At 62.7% G+C, this 19,809-nt stretch carries 16 protein-coding genes; 7 read left to right on the top strand and 9 right to left on the bottom strand.

What is annotated here, in order from left to right:
• Nucleotides 1-8: 8 nt before the first annotated feature.
• Genes AC07OP_RS26535 through AC07OP_RS26520 form a run of 4 tightly spaced genes read left to right on the top strand, consistent with a single transcriptional unit; the run spans nucleotide 9 to nucleotide 2,802 of the window.
• Nucleotides 9-893, top strand: coding sequence for a type II secretion system F family protein (locus AC07OP_RS26535; RefSeq protein ID WP_495102676.1), 885 nt, complete (start codon nucleotides 9-11; stop codon nucleotides 891-893).
• Between the two features lies 1 nt (nucleotide 894).
• Nucleotides 895-1,779 carry a type II secretion system F family protein gene (locus tag AC07OP_RS26530; protein ID WP_065940954.1) on the top strand — a complete coding sequence of 295 codons (885 nt, stop codon included), beginning with the start codon at nucleotides 895-897 and terminating at the stop codon, nucleotides 1,777-1,779.
• Between the two features lie 11 nt (nucleotides 1,780-1,790).
• Nucleotides 1,791-2,507 carry a tetratricopeptide repeat protein gene (locus AC07OP_RS26525; RefSeq protein ID WP_495102675.1) on the top strand — a complete coding sequence of 239 codons (717 nt, stop codon included), beginning with the start codon at nucleotides 1,791-1,793 and terminating at the stop codon, nucleotides 2,505-2,507.
• A gap of 19 nt (nucleotides 2,508-2,526) precedes the next feature.
• Nucleotides 2,527-2,802 carry a DUF3613 domain-containing protein gene (locus tag AC07OP_RS26520; RefSeq protein ID WP_495102674.1) on the top strand — a complete coding sequence of 92 codons (276 nt, stop codon included), beginning with the start codon at nucleotides 2,527-2,529 and terminating at the stop codon, nucleotides 2,800-2,802.
• Here AC07OP_RS26520 and AC07OP_RS26515 read toward each other — a convergent pair whose 3' ends face one another.
• On the bottom strand, nucleotides 2,803-3,585 hold the full coding sequence (locus tag AC07OP_RS26515) for a response regulator transcription factor (RefSeq protein WP_495102673.1): 783 nt from the start codon (nucleotides 3,583-3,585) through the stop codon (nucleotides 2,803-2,805).
• A gap of 128 nt (nucleotides 3,586-3,713) precedes the next feature.
• Complete coding sequence (locus tag AC07OP_RS26510; protein ID WP_115486336.1) at nucleotides 3,714-4,187, bottom strand: prepilin peptidase; 474 nt, start codon at nucleotides 4,185-4,187, stop codon at nucleotides 3,714-3,716.
• Between the two features lie 71 nt (nucleotides 4,188-4,258).
• On the opposite strand from AC07OP_RS26510, the gene AC07OP_RS26505 reads away from it, so the two are divergent.
• Entirely contained in the window at nucleotides 4,259-4,699 is a 441-nt protein-coding gene (locus tag AC07OP_RS26505) for a TadE/TadG family type IV pilus assembly protein (protein WP_065940950.1), read from the top strand.
• A gap of 74 nt (nucleotides 4,700-4,773) precedes the next feature.
• Complete coding sequence (locus AC07OP_RS26500) at nucleotides 4,774-7,437, top strand: PAS domain-containing sensor histidine kinase (RefSeq protein ID WP_495102672.1); 2,664 nt, start codon at nucleotides 4,774-4,776, stop codon at nucleotides 7,435-7,437.
• Here the strand turns inward: AC07OP_RS26500 and AC07OP_RS26495 are convergent.
• The 6 genes from AC07OP_RS26495 to pbpC form a co-directional block, all read right to left on the bottom strand.
• Nucleotides 7,434-9,446, bottom strand: coding sequence for a pilus assembly protein TadG-related protein (locus tag AC07OP_RS26495; protein ID WP_495102671.1), 2,013 nt, complete (start codon nucleotides 9,444-9,446; stop codon nucleotides 7,434-7,436). The two genes, AC07OP_RS26500 and AC07OP_RS26495, sit on opposite strands and share 4 nt — an antisense overlap.
• Before the next feature lie 143 nt (nucleotides 9,447-9,589).
• Nucleotides 9,590-10,147 carry a DUF4136 domain-containing protein gene (locus AC07OP_RS26490; RefSeq protein ID WP_027607982.1) on the bottom strand — a complete coding sequence of 186 codons (558 nt, stop codon included), beginning with the start codon at nucleotides 10,145-10,147 and terminating at the stop codon, nucleotides 9,590-9,592.
• Between the two features lie 44 nt (nucleotides 10,148-10,191).
• Entirely contained in the window at nucleotides 10,192-10,794 is a 603-nt protein-coding gene (locus tag AC07OP_RS26485; protein ID WP_027607983.1) for a DUF4136 domain-containing protein, read from the bottom strand.
• Nucleotides 10,795-10,818: 24 nt separating this feature from the next.
• A complete protein-coding gene (locus tag AC07OP_RS26480) occupies nucleotides 10,819-11,568 on the bottom strand; it encodes a methyltransferase (RefSeq protein WP_495102670.1) in 750 nt (249 codons plus the stop codon).
• Entirely contained in the window at nucleotides 11,561-11,869 is a 309-nt protein-coding gene (locus tag AC07OP_RS26475; RefSeq protein ID WP_003171497.1) for a MazG-like family protein, read from the bottom strand. The genes AC07OP_RS26480 and AC07OP_RS26475 overlap by 8 nt, the downstream gene beginning before the upstream one ends.
• A 96-nt stretch (nucleotides 11,870-11,965) precedes the next feature.
• A complete protein-coding gene (pbpC, locus tag AC07OP_RS26470) occupies nucleotides 11,966-14,296 on the bottom strand; it encodes a peptidoglycan glycosyltransferase PbpC (protein WP_495102669.1) in 2,331 nt (776 codons plus the stop codon).
• 90 nt (nucleotides 14,297-14,386) lie between these two features.
• On the opposite strand from pbpC, the gene AC07OP_RS26465 reads away from it, so the two are divergent.
• A complete protein-coding gene (locus AC07OP_RS26465) occupies nucleotides 14,387-14,680 on the top strand; it encodes a hypothetical protein (protein ID WP_027607987.1) in 294 nt (97 codons plus the stop codon).
• Between the two features lie 138 nt (nucleotides 14,681-14,818).
• Here the strand turns inward: AC07OP_RS26465 and AC07OP_RS26460 are convergent, their stop codons facing one another.
• Nucleotides 14,819-19,714 carry an alpha-2-macroglobulin gene (locus AC07OP_RS26460; protein WP_495102668.1) on the bottom strand — a complete coding sequence of 1,632 codons (4,896 nt, stop codon included), beginning with the start codon at nucleotides 19,712-19,714 and terminating at the stop codon, nucleotides 14,819-14,821.
• Nucleotides 19,715-19,809 lie beyond the last annotated feature (95 nt).

Raw genomic sequence — 19,809 nt, 5'->3', positions numbered from 1 at the left:
GACGCCTGATGATCGGTCCGATCCTGCTCGCGTTGATCTCCCTGGGCATGCTGTTGCTGGCCACGCGCCTGATGCGCAGTGGCTTGCGCCAGGCCCGGACCGATCGTGTGATGGAGCGTCTCGGCCAGGGCCAGCCCCAGGCGTTGAATGACAAGACCGTGGTGACCAGCCTTGAGCGCATGTTCATTCGCGCCGGCTTGGGCAAACCCACCGAACGCCTGGGGCTATGGCTCACACTATGGGGCTTGGGCGTGGTGCTGGGTGTGCTCGCCGCTCAATGGCTGGGCCTGCTGGTGATGCTTTTGCTGCCGCCGCTGATCCTGCGGTTCTACCTCGCCCTGCGCTACCAACGCCGTTTGCGTCGGATGATCGAGCAATTGCCGCAACTGCTGGACCATGCCGTGCGCAGCCTCAAATCCGGACGCACGCTGGCGGATGCCGTACTGGGTGGCATAGAGGCCAGTGACGACCCGCTGAAGAGGTCCATGGGGCGTATCAAGCGCAACGTCATCCTCGGGGTCAGCCTGCCGGAAGCCGTGCACGACTTTGCCGAGTTTTATGAACAGGATGAACTGCGCCTGTTTGCCCTCGGCCTGAAGGTCAATCATCGCTACGGCGGCAACGCCAGCGAACTGCTGGAAAACCTGATCAAGCTGATCCGCGAACGGGACCAGGGCGCCCGTCAACTGCGGGCGATGACCGGGGAAACCCGGGTGACAGCGGTGGTGCTGGCGCTGCTGCCGGTCAGCGTTGCCGGCTACTTCCTGTTGACCAACCCGACGTATCTGGTGGGTATGTGGACGGATGACAGTGGCCGCTGGATGCTGGTCGGTGCGTTCCTCATGCAGGTCTTCGGTTGCATCGCGCTCTGGCGCATGCTGAGGAGCGTCTGACATGGCCCTGCTGCTCAGCGCATTGTTATTTTTTGCCGCGCTGTTGCTGGTGGTCGGCAATATCCTGGCGCAACGTCGCCAGCAGCGCCTGGTCACCTCCCGATTGCAGGGCGAAACCACGCGCGAAGACAAGATAAGCCAGTGGTTGCGCCAGTTGGGCAACACCCGGATTGGCCAACGCACCATCAGCCTCGATAACGAAACCCAAACCCTGCTCAACCGACTCGGCTGGCGCAGGGCCGGTCAGCGCTCGATGTTTGCTGCCTGCCAAGTGGCGACGCCGCTGTTGCTGCTGGGCCTGACACTGTTGATACAGGGCGTGTTTTTCGCGGAGGCCGACCCCGTATGGCTCGCGCCGTTCCTGGGGCTGGCCACGGGTTACTTGCTGCCCAAGCGCGTGCTCGCGGCGCTGGCCAAACGTCGCCAGGAACAGATTGCCCAAGAGGTCTCGACCTTTATTCCGCTGCTGAGGATCCTGTTTGAATCAGGCATGGCCGTTGAGCAGACCCTGCGGGTGATGGCCCATGAAGCGCAAAAACTGCTGCCGGTGCTCACCTCGGAATTACGCATTGTGCTGGCCCGGGTGGACTCGGGCCTGGAGCTTGGCGAAGAGTTGAGCAAGGCCAGCCTGATGCTCGGCGTCGATGAATTCAGCGATACCTGTTCGATTCTGCAACAGCTTCTGTACCAGGGTGGCGGCGCCATGAAATCGTTGCAGGCGCTCAAGCAACTGCTGGACGACCGTCGCCTGACGCGCATGCAGGAGTTCATCTCCAAGATGTCGGCGAAGATGTCCGTGGTGATGATGGTTTTTCTGTTTCCGGCGTTGCTGATTGTATTGGCCGGCCCCGGCTTTATCGCCATATCGAAGGCCATGGGGCCTTGAAAGGACACACGATGAAAGCACTGATTGCTGCATGCGGCTTGTTGCTGTTGGGCGGTTGCGCAAACCTTGGCCAAACGCCCTGGGCGGGGTTCACCGCTCACGGCAGTTGTTCCAAGCCCAGCGCCGACCAGGAACTTTCGCTGAACCTTGCCGACGACATGGCCAACGACGGCAAGCTGCACGCCAGCCTGGCCAATCTGCAAAACCTGTCGGACAGCCTGCCCCAGGTACGCCTGCGCAAGGCCAAGGTCTACCGCCTGCTGGGGCGTAACGAGGCAGAGCCGCTGTACAAAACCCTGCTGGGCACATGCTTGTCGGCGGAGGGCGAACACGGCCTCGGGCAATTGGCCGTCGCCAGGGGTGACAACGCTCAAGCCATGGCGCATCTGCAACAGGCCGCCAGGCTGTCGCCCACCGATGAAAAGATCCGCAATGACTTGGGCGTGGTCTACCTCAATCAACTGCGCATGGACGATGCACGTTTCGAATTCCTTACCGCCATGGAACTCAACCAAGGCAATCAGTTGGCCGCCGTCAACCTGGTGACCCTGCTGATTTACCAGGACAACTGGGGCCAGGCGGCACAAGTGGCCGGACGCATGGGGTTGAGTCCTGATCAAGTCACCCAGGCCCAGGCCCGGGCGCAGCAGCTCAGGCGTTCACCGGCATCGCCATCCAAGGCTCAGATGGCGACGGTCAGCAAGGCCTTGCCGGCGCCTATCCAATAAGTCATCAGGGAGTGCCCCTATGAAACTCACACTGCTCGCCAGCCTGCTGCTGGCAACGCTGCCCCTGGCCGCCCAGGCCATCGAGCCCGGCCCCTCCTCACCGCAGCAGCAACAGACCGAACGCTGGCTACAGCTGCAGCTCAGCGGCCAAATGGCCTCCTCCACGCCGCAGAAGGCCACCCCCGCTGAGCGCGAGAACGCCATGCAGCGCCTGATGGACAGCTACAAACACGCGATTCCCGAGTATTACGAGCAGAAACAAGGCGGCAACTCAGCGGGCGGTGGTAGCAAATAGTCAGTGGGCGCTCACCCGTTGGCGTATCGAAGCACCACTGGGTGACAGTGCCAACGCCAGTTGCGTGCGGTTATGCATGTGCGTCAGGCGCAGTACCTGGGACACATAGAGCTTCACGGTGTTTTCCGTGATGCCCAGCTCACAGGCAATCTGGTAGTTGGTCTGCCCCTTGCCCACCAGCCTGGCGACATCCAGTTGGCGCGGTGACAGTTGTTTGAAAATCACCGGAATCTCGACGTCTGCGGCTTCGCCGTCCTCAACGCTCGAGACAGCCAAGGGCTGAGGGCTGCTGCGTACTTTGTCGAGATCGTGATACAGATCATCGATAGACGCCGAGAGGTACTGCAGTTTCTGGTTCAACTGCCCCAGTTCCAGGTTTTTGTGCCGCTCTTGCAGCACCGCCTCCTGGCGCTGCAAACCTTCGAGCAGTTCATTGAGGTTGATCGGTTTCTGATAGTAGTCCGCAATTCCCGCGCGCAACGCCTTGATGACATCCTGCTTGTCGGCGCGCCCCGTCAGCATGATCGCTTCGAACACGCGCTGCTTGCCGGCCAGGCGCTGCAACTCCTGCACCAACTCGATACCGTCCATGTCCGGCATATGCAGGTCGCACAGCACCAGGCCGATTCCGGCGTCTTCGCGAAAACGCTCGACCGCATCAAGGCTTGAGTGACAAGGGGTGCAACGATAACCGCTACTTTCCAGAAACTCGCAGAGTTCTTCCACCATCAGAGGCTGATCATCGACAACCAGCACTTTCACTTCAGAGGTAAGCTTGTTCACGCGCAACTCCATGCCTGGGCAAGCCAAAGACCAACCGATCCATTGCTCCGCTTAATTTTTCCGAACAACGTAACTACAAACGTAGACGTACTTTCTGACTATGTACATAGCACCAGCCTACGTCACGACTAATGGATCCAAACCCATGCCAGGGCGAATCCCACAAACAGAAAAGGCGCAAAGGGCTGCTTGTTTGACGCCTGCGGCTGAAGGGACTGCAAAGCGTTTCTAACCCCCTGATTCATCAGCGGCCACGCCCTCGGCGCCAATAACAGCCACGCCACACTTGCCGCCCCCGCACCGACAAAAGTGCCCAGCAAGTAGTCGCTATTGGTCGCCACCCCCAGAGCCGCCAGTAATTTCACATCCGCCGCCCCTAACCGGCCCAAGGCATAGCCGGGCAGGCTCAACAGCAGCGCCAAGCCAAACGCCCACCCACCCTCGGCAGCCGAAGCGCCAAGCCAGGTAGTACCGCTCCAGAGCACGTAGAGCCAAGCCAGCAGCAACCCACCCAGGGTCAGGCGGTTGGCGATCTGACGTTGACGGACATCCTGCACCGCACACAACGCCAGCCAAACAAACAGCAACAGGCTCTGAATCACGTAAAAAAATCCCTTTCCGCTGAATGATTCTATGCTGACATCAGGTAGTGGTTGTCAGGGTAGACGCAGTCATGAAAAAAGGCCTCCCTCGAAAACAGAAAGGTGCCGCCGCGCTTGAGTTCGCGATGGTATTCATGATTTTTTTTGCCGTGTTTTACGGTTTGCTCAGTTACAGCCTGCCACTGCTGCTGTTGCAGTCATTCAACCAGGCAACGGCGGAAGGCGTGAGGCGCGGCGTGGCCCTGGACCCCACCACCCCAGGCTACGCCGATGCCCTGAAAAACCGCGCAATCGCCGCCGCCCAGGCACAACTGCAATGGCTGCCCCCCGCCTTCAAATTCGTGCCCGCGTATGTCACAGCCACCTATTCGGGCACCGGCATGCTGACCGTACAAATCAACTACCCCTCCGACAACCTTAAAAGCGTCTTGCCCTTTCTGGTCCTGCCAGGCCTCGGCACCGTGCCCAACTTGCCTGCGACACTCTCCGCCCAAGCGAGCCTGCAGTTTTGACCGCCGGGGAAAGGTTTTTCGATCGACTCCTGGGCCGCCCTCCTGGCCTCCATGCCTCGTCGGCCCAGCCACCCATGCATGTCGGCCTGCACATCCAGCTGGACAACCTCGGGCGCGTGGTGCAAACCCACGGAACGCTACGTCATCGTTTGGCAAAGACGCCTGACCCGCAACACCCGGTGCCGCTGCTGGACTATGTGCAAGACCACAGCGCCGTCGTGATCGAGGGCAACCCCGGCGACTGGCAGGGGCAGAGCCTGGACCTGGATTTCAAGGGGTACGGCGGGCGGCCCGTGCAAACCCGAGGTTGGATTGAGCCTCAAGGTGATGGGTGGCTGCTGCAGCTGTTGGACATCGGCGACTTGATCGCCCACCGGCATTTGGCTGAAGGCATCGAGCAGAATCAGTACCTGAGTGACCAGATCAGCGAGCGACTGCGGGTTTGCAGCCTGACGCGCTTGCCCGAGGTGCTGCAGGACAACCTGCAAAATATCGCCCAGCACTGGCAGATTCCCTGTGTCGCCATTGCCCTGCTCGACGAAAACGACCAGGGCTGGCTGGTTCATAGCCATTATCGCGCCCACGATGCACCGCCGCTGTGGCACGACGGGCAATCCCTGGGAACGGCCTTGGATAGCCTGGACGGTAAGACCCCCTTGAGCCTGACCCTGAACCAGGGCCTCAGCGAACATCCACGCCTGCAAGGGGTTTTCGCCAATGCCGAGGGCTTCCTGGTGCCCTACCGTGACGAGCATGGCGTTGCCGCCTGGCTGCTCTGCGGTTTTTATCGTGACGAAGAACAAGCCAGTGAACGCGCCTGGCTACAGCTGACTGCGGCCCTCGCCGCACCTCTGCTCAGCCGCCTTCGCGAGCAGCGTCATCAGCAGCAATTGGAGCGGCTCGAAGCCCTGCAAGGTTTACTGGGCACCGGCTGGTGGGAGCTGCCGGCAGACACTGAAGACATACAGCTGGCCCCGCAGTTGCTGCAGCACCTGAGCCCCCACCACAGCACCCCACGTATGGCCCTGACAGACTGGCTGACGCTGATCCACCCCGCTGATCGTCAGGAGCTCGCCAGCCGCCTGCTGGACTTGCAGACCCTGAGCAAGCCGGTGTCTGCCAGCGTGCGCCTGCATCGCCTGGACTCGGCCCAAAGCCCCATCTGGTATCGCGTTCAAGGCCTGGCATTGGGCGCAGGAAACAGCCGTCGAGTGATCGGCTTCATGCTCGACATCAGCGACATAAAAAACCAGCAGCAACAGGCCGCCGCCGCCCACGCACGGCTGGATAACCTGATCGCCAGCTCCCCGGCAATCATCTACGTGCAACGGTATGTAGAAGGCACCCTGCAGCCGCTGTTTTTCAGTGACAGCCTGCTGCCTCTGCTCGGGCGCACCCTCGCCGAGTGCACGCCGGCCACCCTCATCGAATGGATCCATCCCGAGGACCGCGACCTGTACTTCGAACGCACCCGCCAACTGCTGCGTGAAGGCAATGTGCGCAGCCGCTACCGCGTGTGTGACAAACAGGGTCATTACCATTGGCTGCTCGACGAAGCCAAGCTGCTGCGCGATGACCTCGGTTTACCGGTCGAAGCCGTCGGCCTTTGGCTGGACGTCACCGACGCGACCCTGGCCGCCGAGCACATCAAGCAAAGCGAAGAACGCTACCGCATCCTGGTGGAAGACTCGCCGGCGATGATCTGCCGCTACCGCCCGGACCTGACACTGACCTTCGGCAACACGCCACTGGCCAACTACCTGGAATGCCTGCCCACACAACTGCCGGGGATGAACCTTGGGCATTGGCTGTCGGAGGAACAGCGCCAGGCCTTTGTGCAACGCATCCGCCAGCTGACCCCGGAATTCCCGGTCAGCACTGCTGAAATCAGCCTTGAACTGCCTGGGCGCGAGCATGCCTGGTGGGTGTGGTCGGACCGCGGCGTGTTTGATGAGCATGGCGCGCTGGTGGAAGTACAAGCGGTGGGTCGCGACAACACGGAAGTGCGCCGCTCCCAGCAACAGCTGACCCAAAGCGCCAAGATGGCCACCCTCGGCGAAATGGCCACGGGCCTGGCCCACGAGATCAACCAACCGCTGAACGTGATGCGCATGGCCATCGTCAATGTGCTCAAGCGCCTTGGCGACGGCAACGCCGAGGTCGATTACCTCACCGAAAAACTCCAGCGCATCGATGCCCAGGTGCAACGCGCAGCGCGGGTGGTGGACCATATGCGGGTATTCGGCCGGCGCTCGGAAATGGAGCAACAGCCCTTCGACCCGACGCAGGCTGTCGAGGGCACGCTGTCACTGCTCAACGAAGGCTTGCGTGGCAAGGGGGTGGATGTGCGTGTCACCCTGTCGGACGCACGGGTGCAGGTCAAAGGCTATGTCGATCAGTTGGAACAAGTGCTGATCAACCTGATGGTCAACGCCCGCGATGCCCTGTTGAGCCAGCGCGAAACAAACCCGGCGCTGCGCCCCTGGATCGCGCTGCGTTGCGAGCAGGACACGCGGCATGTGCGGATCTGGGTAGAGGACAACGGCGGCGGTATCGACCCACGCCTGCTGGAGCGAATTTTCGAACCGTTTTTCACCACCAAGCCCATTGGCGTGGGGACAGGACTGGGCTTATCAGTGAGCTACGGAATTGTGGAAAACATGGGCGGCCGCTTGAGTGTCGTCAATGGCGAAGCAGGCGCCAGGTTTTGTGTGGAGTTACCCATCGTGGACGCTTAAATCACCAGTGCCGCCTGCCCGTGGGGTTTGCAACTGAGGTTGGCACCGACTTCCACCTGGTTCAGGTTGATGCCCAGCGTGGACAGCAAGCCATTGACCAGCGGGTCGACAATCGGGCTGAGCACCGTACCGATGACGTTGCCCAGGGTGGTATTCACGTCGTTGAGCAGCGTGGCACTGGTTGTCAATAACCCGCCGAGCAGGTTGAAGCCTGTGGGTTTGTAAACCTGGAACTTCAACCGCCCTTGCAACGCCTGCCCGAGGGACGCCACCAAACTAGCGGTCGAGAGCCCATGGTAGAGCGGTGGCTGCTTGATCTCCGGTGGCTGGTTGTAGGTGTAGGCGCTACCAGCGGCGGTGATCGGTCCCAAGTCCGGGTCGATAAGCATCCCAATCCCACCGCCATAAAACGCCTTGCGGTTAGGGTAATCGCAGGTGGTCGGGCCAAGCCCCAGCAACGGCTTGAGGCAGGTCACCGCACCGATGTCGATCACCGGCAGCGGTGGCACCGTCGCCAGCGGCGGACTGGTACCCAACGAATTGATCAGGGTGGGGCTCTGGCCGATTTTGATATTCACTACCGAGGCGTTGGTTTGGGTGGTCAGCGTTTTAGTCGCGTCACTCGCACAGGTGAAGCCGGTGACATAGCTTTCGGCACTGCCCAGTTCCAGAATCACATCGACACTGGAGACCGGTGGGTTCGTCGCGGAAGACAGCAGCCTCAAGTCGGTGGTCTGGCAAGGAACGCCGCCCACCGCACAGAGGAGCGAGCTGACGGTCCCCGCCAGGTTCAGGCTGAGCAGATTGTTCAACACGTCCGAAAGCGGGCTGACCAACCCGTTCAAGACCAGATTCACCGCAGGTGTGTTAAGCAGCGGAAGCGCCACCGTCAGCCCCAGGCTGACCTGGGCCGTGCGCACGTAAATCCGCGTGCTCGCGTCGGTTTTATTCTTGGCGTAAGTGGGATCGCCGATTGCCGACAGTTGCGGCGGCTCGATCACTTTGAGCTTGACGCTCGCATTGACCAGGCCCGGGATAGTCACCGGCACTTCAGCGACCACCCCGTTTTTCTTGTTGGCCAGTTGCACAAAAGCTTCAGCCAGTTGGAACACATTCAACGTGGTGTTGAGCCCGGCGGCCACCGCCCCCGTCTGCAACTGCAGCACGTTGCCCAACGTGACGTCGAGGTTGCCCACCAACGCATTGATCTGCGCAAGCCCTGAGGCGGCCACCGTGGCGGTGCCGGTGCCGGCCTGCAAGACGGTGACCGCCGCATCGATCAGTTGACCGAGCTTGAGGTTCTTGGCCAGCAACTCGTCGTAATTACCCGCCTGTACCCCCACGTTCACAGCCAACTGGTTCAAATAACCGAGCAGGTTGATGTTGTTGTCGACCAGGCCCTTCCAGCTGGCAACATCCAGCGACAGGTTACCCCCCAACAGTTTGCCGAACAGCAGGTTCAACGCCGCGGAATCGTTGGAATTGACCGACACCAGGGTGGACTTGATGGTCAATTGCGCCTGGGGCGGCAGAATCTTCGGCGCGGCCACAGCCCTGGCCGTCAACAGCGTATTCAGGCTGTAGGCACCGCCATTGAACAGCGACCACACGCCACCGGCGACACTGGTCAACACCGGGCGCGAAGCGATCACCTGAATGGCATCGCGCTGGGTGGCGTCTGCGGAGAATACCCGTAAATTCGAGGCCGCCGTGGTCAACGAGCCGCAGCGAACATCCAGTGCATTGGCAGGCGGGATGATGTAGCCATTGCGCGCAGCACTGGCGCCAGCAAAGGTGCTGGCGGTGTTGTTGCTCGCCGCCAGGCAATCGCCGTTGCGCTGCACCGCTTCCAGTGCGGCCATGTCGGCAATGCCTTGCAGTTTGCGTTTTTCAAGATAAAGCCGGCCGCTGTCGACCACCAGCAGCAGGAAAACCAGCGCCAAACCCAGCGTCAAGGCCGCCATCAAGCCAATCGCACCACGCTGCCTGCAACGAAGTCGGGGAGACATCGAGCACTCCTTCGCGCTTACTCTCCGTAGATGCTGTGGAGTGTAGACAAGGCTTCATAGGAGCGCCGGCAAGTCGCCACAAATCAACCTGATGGCAAACAGGCGGAGTCGGACGGACGCAAGCACAGCGCTCCGGCAGAGGGTCAATGCGGGGGATAGCTGGAGAGGATGCGGGTCACCGTCGTGCGAATCGCGTTATTACGATCCTGGGGGTTGGGCGTGCTGCTCATCATCTGTTCATCACTGCCGCGCCACACCAACTTGCCGTCCTTGCCGTCGAGCAAGTCGATCTGGATGGTCGCCACCTTGTAGGTGATGTTGCGTGTTTCGTTGTACATCGGCCCGCCCCAGTAGCCGTTCCACGGGCCGCCCCAGGCGCCGCCATAGTTGGTGGTGACTTGTTGCTGGCGGTCTTCGACGATCAGGTAGGCCTGCACGTTCAGATCAGCCCGGGTGCCTGCGGCTGCCGGGCGCAGGCCGCGCTGGTCAAGCTGTTCACCCACGGCCTGGCGGATGCGTTGTTCGGTGAGGTCGCTCTTGATCCGCGGATCATCAGGGCGGTATTGCAGCGCCGGGTCTTTCCAGGCCCAGTTGCGGTAGGCGCCGAAGTCGCGGCTGGCATCAAAATCGTGGTTGACCTGGCTGGTCTGGCAACCGCCCAGCAGCACAACAAAAGCTAGCGTAGCGATACGACGAAACATGGTTGATCTCCAACAAGGGACCGGGCTTTAGATGAGAATAGCGGTTAACTCGGAGGATAGGCGGTCATCGCCTTTTGCACGGCCTGGCGCAACGCATCCGCACGCTCGCTGAGGCTGCCCTGGCTGCCGGTTTCCGCACTGGCACTCCACACCGGCTGGCCACTGCGGGCGTCGAACAGGTTGACGCGCACCACCACCACTTGAACTTCATAGGTGCGCACGATCGGCACCGAGTTGTACATGCCGTAGCCCGGGCCGTAGCGGTTATAGCCGCCGTATCCGTAGCCGTAATCGTCCTGGACCTGCTTGAGACGCTTCTCCAGGCGCACATCGGCGCTCACCAGCAGGTCCGCCGGGCGGTTGTCATGCAAGGGGCGCAGGCCGCGCTGATCGAGAGCGCCGCTGACCGCTTCGGCGACCTGCGCCGAGTCCGCCCAGGCCGTGCCGGCCGGGAGCTGGCCGTTGCGCCAGGCCCAATTGCGGTAGGCGCCATAGTCGCGCACCGGTGCCGGGTAGGCGCTGGCGTCGAAGGTCGTGGCCGCCTGCGCGGGCGCCGGTGGCATGGGCGCAGAAGCCGCCACATAAGGGTTGGGGCTGGAGCAGGCGCCCAGCCCGAGGGATAACAGGATCAAACAGAGACGACGCATTTCGACCTCCGCAGACTGGGCCGCTTATACCGGACGGCAGATCCAGTGCAAATAACGCCCAAGTCCGGCAAAGCTTGGGTGACGACGGTGAGCGAGCTCCATCTCTACAAGGTCCTTCAAGTCGGCGCGGGCCTGGAATTCCACCGGCATATAGTCGTGGAATACCCGCACGCCACTTTGGCTTTCGACCTGCCAAAGCCCTTCGAGTTGCGCCGCCAGCTCGCGCGGGTCGAGGGGCTGTTGCGGGGTCAGGCTCTGCTTTTCGCCGGCCATGTCATTCTTGCGCATCTTGCGGAAATGGCCTTTGAGCAGGTTGCGATAAATCAGCGCATCGCGGTTGTAGAACGCCAGCGACAACCAGCCTCCGGGCAGCGTCAGCTGGTGCAGTACCGGCAGGATCGCATGGGGTTCGGCCAGCCATTCCAGCACCGCATGGCACAGCACCAGGTCGTAGGGCTCGGTGAGCTGGCCGAGCAGGTCTTGCCACGGCGCATGGATAAAGGTGGCGCTCTGCCCGGCCTCGGCGAAGCGCTGGCGCGCGCCTTCGAGCATCGGCTCGGCGGGTTCGGCCAGGGTCACCTGATGGCCGCGCTCGGCCAGCCACAGCGACATATGCCCCAGGCCCGCGCCGATATCCAGCACGCGTAACGGGCGCTCCGGCAGGGCCTCAGCCAGGTCGGCCTGGAGCACTGCCAGGCGAATCGCGCCTTTTGCACCGCCGTAGATTTTCTCGGCGAAGCGCGTGGCCAACTGGTCGAAATGCCGGTCACTCATGGGTAAACCGCCGCTCGCTGTCGGCCAGTTTGGCGCGCACCACCTCGTTCATGTCCAAGCCCAGCTCGCTGCACAGCAACAGCAGGTACAGCACGATATCGCCCACTTCCTGGCCGGCGTGGGCGAGTTTGTCGGCGGGTAACTGGCGGGACTGGTCTTCGGTGAGCCACTGGAAGATTTCCACCAGTTCGGCCATTTCCACGCTGGCGGCCATGGCCAGGTTCTTCGGGCTGTGGAAAGGCTTCCAGTCGTTGGTATCGCGGATGCGGTGCAGGCGTTCGGTGAGGTGTTCGAGGTTCATGGGGGGGCTCCTGAATGGGTATAGCTTCAGGGGGATGGAGAGTGAAGGCAAGTGAATAGCGGCGGTGCGACGATTCAACTTACCCCCAATGAGGCCCTAATCCACCACGCTGAATTCGAGCCGGGCGGTCTGGCCGGCTTCGTCGAGCACGCTGAGTTGGTAGCGGCCCAAACGCTCGAAACTGGCATTGATGCTGTCCTGGTTGGCGCTGTCGCCCAGCGGTGCGCCGTTGAGAAACCACCAGCGCCGGCCGCTGCCGCCCAGGGCGGAAAGCTTGAGGCGCAGGGTTTGCTGGCTGGCGGCGGGCAGGCGCAGTTGGTCGCCTTCGCGCACGCCGACAATCGACAGCGGCGAGGACGCCGCCAGCGCCGGTGGCGGGCAATCGGGGTCGGCGGCGGGAATCCGCGCTTCACGGCGCTCGATCCTGGGCAACCATGGCTCCAGCGGTGCGGGCCACAAGGCGATATTTTTAGACACCGCGCCAGGGCAATGGGCATCCACCCTCAAGCCCTTGGCGTTGACCCAGACGCTTTCCATCAAGCCCACACTCAACGGCTGATCCAGCGCCTGCAAGGTCGGCGGCGTGGTGTTGTCCAGGGTCCAGGCAAAGCGCTGGCGGCGGCAATTCGGATCGCTGCGGTTCATGGGCTGGCCCAGCGGCCAACAGATCGCCGCCACGCCGACATTGGTCGGCACCGCCACCACCTGCGCGCTGATACCGCGCTGGCTGTCGCGATTGGTCAGCACGTCATGCACCTGCAACATCAGCGGCGCCGCCGAGGCCAAACCGAACTGCCCCGGCACCGGCGTGCCGTCCGGGCGACCGATCCACACACCGATCAAATAGCGCGGCCCCACGCCAATCGCCCAGGCATCGCGAAAACCGTAGCTGGTCCCGGTTTTCCAGGCCAGGACCGGGCGCTGCACCAGTTCGGCACGCGGGTCGCGATCAGGCCGCGCCTGGCCACTGAGGATGCGCCGAATAATCCAGGCGGACCCTGGCGACAGCAAGGGCCGTTCTCTCAGCGTATCGTCCGGCTGTAATCGAAGGGTGGCGCTCCTGCCGTCGCGGGCGAAGGCGCTGTAGCCGCTGACCAGATCCTCCAGGCGGCTGCCCGCGCCGCCGAGGATCAGCGCCAGGTTGGGCTCGGCCAACGCCGGCAGGGCCAATGGCACGCCGCCGATGCGCATCTGCGCGGCAAACCGCTTGGGCCCGTAGGCTTCCAGCAACTGCACCGCCGGCAGGTTCAGCGAACTGGACAGCGCCGTGCTCGCCGGCACTGCGCCGGTAAAGCCCATGGAAAAGTTGCCCGGGCGATAATCGCCATAACGCCGGGGCACATCCTGCAGCAGCGATTCGGAGTGAATCAGGCCCTCGTCCAGGGCCATGCCATACAGGAACGGCTTCAAGGTAGAGCCCGGCGAACGCAGCGCGCTGATCATGTCCACATGGCCAAAGCGCTTGGCGTCGTTGATGTCCACTGACCCCAGGTAAGCGCGCACGGCCATGTTTTCTTCTTCCACCACCAGGATCGCGGCCGAGGTGTATTCCGGCAACCGCGCACGCCAGCCCAGCAACAGGTCTTCAAGACGGCGTTGCAGGGCGGCATCCAGCGTGGTGCGAATCAGCGGCGGGCTGTCCGGACGGTTAAGGCGGCGGGCAAGCAGCGGCGCCAGGCTCGGCTCCAGGCGCGGGGCGAGCAGCAACGGCTCTTCCAGCGCTTCGTCGACGGCGGCTTGTGGCCACACCTGGAACTCGGCGAGGCGGCGCAGCACTTTGTCGCGGGCCTCCTGGGCGCGCTGCGGGTGGCGATCCGGGCGCAGGCGGCTCGGCGCCTGGGGCAATACCGCGAGCAAAGCGGCTTCGGCGTGGGTCAGTTGCGCCGGGGATTTACCCAGGTACGCCCAACTGGCGGCCGCCACGCCCTGCAACGTGCCGCCGAACGGTGCGCGGTTCAGGTACAGGTTGAGAATCTGTTCCTTGGACAGGTGCCACTCCAACTGCGCCGTGCGCCACAGTTGCCGCAACTTGCCGTGGAAGGTCCGCGAGTGAGGATCCAGCAGACGCGCCACCTGCATCGACAACGTACTGCCACCCGACACCACCCGCGCGCCCGTCAGGTTCTGCCACGTCGCCCGCACCAGCGCCAACGGGTTAACACCGGGATGCTGATAGAACCAGCGATCTTCGTAGGTGAGCAGTGCATCGAGGTAATACGGCGACACTTCGCTGGTTTGCACCGGATAACGCCACACGCCGTTGGCATCGGCAAACCGCCATAACGGCGTGCCATCCTCGGCCAGCACCACCCGCGCCAGGTCGTCCCTGGGCAACGGCAACGGCCAGATACGATCGGCCAGCCACAGTAGGGCAATCATCAAGACCAGGCTCGCCAGGGTCCAGCGGACAAGTAAACGCAAATTCAAGCGGGCAAACCTCTATGCTTGTAGGGAACTAGCCTGTTGCAATAACAACCAAAGGCACAGATACGCCCACCTTCTTATCAGGACACACATATGCAGGTAGAAAGCTTTTTCGAATGGTTGGGCCAGGCGCTCGGTTCCGTCATCCGCTTTATCGTCGACGGGCTCAGCGGATTGTTCGGAGCCTTGACCCACGCCGGCGGCAACTTTGTCGAAGGCCTGTCACGCACATTGGGCATGGACACCTCGATCATCAGCATCCTCACCCTGATCGTCGGCCTGCTGTTTCTGTACTCAGCCGTACGCGCCTTCATGCGCGCTTCGATTATCTTCGGGGTGATCTGGCTGATACTTGGCCTGTGGCTGCTCAGTTGGGTCGTGCACTAAACCCAAGAACACCCAGCCACTGTAGGAGCGAGCTTGCTCGCGAAGGACGTCAACGATAACGCTGACATCCTGAATAAACGCGGTGCCCTTGCGTTCTTCGCGGGCAAGCCCGCTCCTACAGTGATCAACCGTCAAATTTCAGCGTCCCTTGATCACCAGGTCCGCCGGCGTCTCCCCCACTGCCTGCCAGTTCGGCCGGTACATCGACTCCACCTGCGGCGGTGGCACGCGGTAAGTGCCCGGTGTCACGGCACGGGCCAGGTACAGCAAGTGCGTGGTGCCATCGCCGTCAAGGTTGATGGCCGCCACGTAACGGTCATCACGAAACTCCTGATGCTTGAGCGCCGCGTTCTGCATCGACTCGCGCCATTCCTTCACCTGGCTGCTGGCGTTTTCCAGGCTGGCCGCGCTTTGTGCCAGGTTCTGGTTTTCCAGCTCCAGGCCCGCAGGCAACAGGTCGACCACCAAGGCATCCGGCACGCGCTGCCTGGCGCTCACGGCCAGGTGCACCAGCACCAGGTCGCCGCTATTGAGGTTGCGCAGGTTCAGCGGTTGGCCATTCATGCCCAGGTATTCCCGGCGGATGCTCAGGTTGTCGCCACCCGGTGTCGGTGGCACCTGGGGATAACCCGAGATCGTCAGTTGCTGGTAGACCGGCACATCGCCCTGATTGGTCAGGTTCAGATCGCCAGAAAGCAGCTTGCCTTCCAGGTCCAGCGTCGACTGTTGATTGTTCAGCTCATGTTCCCCACCGCTGCCATTGAGCAGGACCTTCCAGGCCGACTCGGGCTGGGCAAACCCCAGGCGCCCGGCCAGGAACAGCGAGTTGCGCTCCTGGGTCGACAGGTACGGGCTGGCCGCCAATTGGTCCGACAGGCTAAACAAACGCTCCTCACGCTTGCCCTTGGCCAAGTCGTTTTCTTCCAGCAACGCCAGGATCATCGCCTGATCGCGCAGCGGGCTGCCGTAGTCAGCCAGCCATTCCTTGGCGCTGCGTTGCGCCGCCAGGCCGGCCAGCAAGGCTTGATCCGCACGGGGCTGGTCACCCATCTTCTGTAATGCGATGGACAACTGCACCAACGGCAACCCGGAACGCGCGTCGCTGCGCCGCTCGAAAATACTGCGCAGCGCCCCCAACGGCGCCTGCTGACTGCGCGCCAGTACCATGCCGGCGTAGGCCTGCACGGCAAAGCGCGTGTGGTCAGCGTTGTCGCTGTAGTCGACTTCGATCAGGTTGCGCTCCTGCACATAGCGCAGCAGGCGCTCGCTGGCTTTTTTCAGCGCTTCAGGCGGTACCGCGAAGCCCTGGTCACGGGCACGCAACAGGAAGTCGGTGACATAAGCCGTCAGCCAATATTCCTCTTCGCCATCGGCGCCCCACAAACCGAAGCTGCCGTTGTAGCGCTGCATGCCCAGCAGGCGTTCGATGCCCAGCTCGATCTTGCGTTTGCGCTCGGCATCCGGCTCGCCCTTGATGCTCAAGCGCTTGAGCAGCGCGTCGTCGGCGTACAGCGACGGGTACAGACCACTGGCGGTCTGCTCCAGGCAACCATAAGGGTAGGCCTTGAGCGCCGAGATCTGCGCACCCAGGTTCAGCGGCGGCCGGCTCGACAGGCTCAGCAGCGCCTCACGCCCAGAGGCATCGAATTGATCCAATGCGCCGGCGGGCAGGCTCCACGGCTCGCCCTTGAGCACCGCGCGGTAATGCCTGAGCAACGCCGGGTAGGCCGGGCGCACACCCAGGGTCCATTCGCGGCTGAACGGCGGCAGGTTCTCACCGGGCAGGTCCAGGCCATTGACCGTGACCTTCACCTTGCCTTGACCCAAGCCACCCCAGGCTTTCACCGGGATACGCAGGGTAGTGCGCTGGCCTTGCTTGAGCTCGACGGCTTGAGCGCCCGTGTTGACCAGCTCCAACTGCCCTTCGGCACTCAGTTGCACATCCAGTTTCTGCGCCTTGCCCGACAGGTTGGACAGGTCCAGGGCCAACGTCGTCTGGTCACCGCCGGCGAGGAAGCGCGGGGCCGACAGCTCGGCGATCAGCGGCGCGGCGATCACGGTCTTGCCTTCGGCCATGCCGTAGCGGTCGTCGCTCCAGGCCTGGGCCATCAGGCGCAGTTCGCCGTTGAAGTCGGGGATGTTGACGCTGACTTCACCCTCGCCCTGCTCATTCAAGGTCACCGGCGCGCTTTGCAGGGCGACGATGGTCACACTGGTGTCCGGACGCTTGCCGCCCTTGGCCAGCGCGGCGTCGCCGCCAAAGGCCAGGCTGGCCAGGCGGCCCTGCCCGGCTTCGATCAACTGGCCGTAGATATCGAACTGGTCCACGCCATAGGCCTTGCGGCCGAACAGGCTGGAGTACGGGTCCGGCGTCGGGTATTCGGTGATATTGAGGATGCCCACGTCCACCGCCGCCACCAGCACGTGCACCTGTTTCGGCACGCTGCCATCGGCGTTTTTGGCGGCGATCTTCACCGTCAGCGGTTGTTTGGGGCGCATTTTTTCCGGCGCGGTCAGGGTCACGCCAAGCTTGCGCTGGGTGCGATCCAGCGGCAGATGCAGCAGGCCTACCGCGCGCTTGGGGGTGATATTGGCTTTGCGCTCGCCGGGACGAACCACCAGGGCGCTGACGTACAGGTCATGGCGCGACCATTTCGGATCAAGCTTCACGGCAAAGCTTTTGCCTTCGGCCGGCACGTCGATTTCCTGCCACCACAGCGGCCCTTCGGCGGACTCCACCAGCAGGTAGCCTTTACCGGCAGCCGGCGGCGTGACCGTGACGTTGGCGGTATCGCCGTCGCCATAGGCGGGTTTATCCAGCGCCAGCTTGACCTGATCGGGCCGTACGGCGCCGCCTTCGGTGTTGTCCTGGGCCTGGTAGCCGGCCCAGAAGCGCAGGCTGCTGACCAGGCCGGTCTGCGGGTCTTCGACCTCGACGCGGTACGGCCCCCACTCCACCTGGAAGCTGACCTTGGCGGTATCGCCGGCCTTGATGTTCAGGGTCTGTTCGTCGAGGTTGAGGAATTTTTCGTTGTAGTGATAGCTCCAGCCATCGCTGTCGGAGTAGTTCCAGTAGTAGTCACGGCGCTCGCGTACCAGGCGGACCTTGAGGTCTTGCGCGGCGAGTTTCTGCCCGTCCTGGTTGGCCAGCAGCACTTCGAATTCCGCCGGGCCGTCGCCATTGGTTTCCTTGCCGTCAAACAGGCCACGCAGGCCCGGCAGTTGCTCGGCGGGCCAGATCGGCTGCACCAGGCGCCGGGTGATCGGCCGCCCGCCCGACTCGTGCAGGCTGGCCTGCACGATCAGTTGCAGGGGGGATTTGGCCTCGGCCCATTTGCTTTCCAGGGTCAGTTCTTCCTGGCCCTTGGCGTCGAGCACGCTTTCGTCCAGCTCGAAGTCCTGGCTCAGTTCCTCTTCGGTGACGGATCCGAATTGATAGCCCGGCAGCGACTTGACCGCTTCGCGCAACGGTCGCACATAGACTTGCCCGCTGACGCGGTTGCCCGACGCCGGCGCACCATAGAGGTAGCGACCGTTGACCTTGATCACCGGGTTATCCGCCGGGCTCAATGCCGTGTCGCTGCCCTTGAGTTCCAGCGCCAGGCGCTCGGGCAGGAAGTCTTCGACGAGGAATTCATACAGCTGCGGCTTGCCATCACCCAGGTCGAACACCAACTGCCAGCGCCCGGTCGGCGCTTCGCCGGCCAGCTGCAGTTGATATTGATAGAGGCCGGAGGCATCGGCATCCCAGACGAACTTGCGGCTCACCTGTTCATCCGGGCGACGCACTTCGACGCTCACTGGCTGCGGCTTGACCGCGTTGCCGTCCTTGTCCCGCAGCAGAGCGTTGAGCAACACGGTTTCGCCGGGGCGATACAGGTCGCGCGGACCAAACACAAAGAACTGCAACGGATGGGAGGGTTGGCCGCCGATATCGAACTCGGCCAGATCCAGCGCAGCACTGTCCAGGCGCAGCAGACTGGTCTGCTCACCCTGTTTGGCCAGCAGCACCTGGGCCTTTTTCGGCAACGGCAACTCAGCGTGACCGCCCTTTTCGGTCTTGCCCTGGCCCAGCACACGGCCGTCGGCGTCGAGCACTTCGAGGTCGACGCCATCCAACGCCTTGCCACCTTCCAGCGCCTGGGTAAACACATCCAGGCGATTGGCGTAGCGGTGCACCGACAGGCCGATATCGCTCAAGGTAAACAGCGTGGCCGGTTGCGAATAGTTGTAGGTGCCCGAAGCACGCATCACCGCCAGGTACACGCCCGGTTGCTGCAATTGCTTGAGGCCGGCAATCGGCAGCAGCAGGGTTTCACGGGTATTGCGCGCCGGGTTCAGGTCGAAACGGCCGCCGTAGACCAGGTCGGCCAGCGGCAGCAGTTCGCGGGATTCATAACTTTGCAGGCTGGTATTGCGCCCCCACTGCGCCAGGAACGACGGCAGGGATTCGGGTTTGATACGGAAGAATTCAACGTCGATCTTGTCGACGTTCAATGCGATCACCGGCAGGCCTTCGGCCAGGCGCGTCGGCAACAATGTGCCACGGCTGGCGAAGCCGACGGTGGCTTGCAGGTCACGGGTTTCCAGGCGCGCGATGTACTCGGCGGCGAGCGTGTTGGCGTTGACCGCCTTCACCCCAGCATCCACCGTCAGCACCAGTTTGCGCTGGGGTTCCAGGTGACGCAGGCGCAGCTCCATGAGGTTATCGGACAGCTCCCAGGCGCCATCGACCTTGCCGGACTTGCTGTCGACCAGATGGAGTTTGTCGGCAAACTTCTGCTCCGGATCCAACGGAATGGAAAAACTCACCGACAAGGTGCTGGCGCCGTCCAACTGCACCTCGGATACGTCCACCACACTCAACTCACGCCCGGCATAACGCTGCTTGAGCGCCGCCACATCCACCGCGGCCTTGGCCGGTTTCGGCGCCGTCGCCACGGTGGGCGCAGGCGGTGCTGCCGGTTTATCGGAAGAATCGCAGGCGCTCAGCAGGGCCAGCGCGCAGGCCAGGAACAATCCTTTGTTAAGCATGGGGCACTCGTAGTCAGAGGGAACCGAGGGGTGAACTATATATCAGCGCCGGCCAAGCCGATGTGGCGCTGGTCACATTGACCGACGGAGGGTGA

This window comes from Pseudomonas sp. GW821-FHT09D08 (assembly GCF_059416305.1).
The sequence above is the reverse complement of the archived record's forward strand: the minus strand, read 5'-3'. Positions and strand labels throughout refer to the sequence as shown.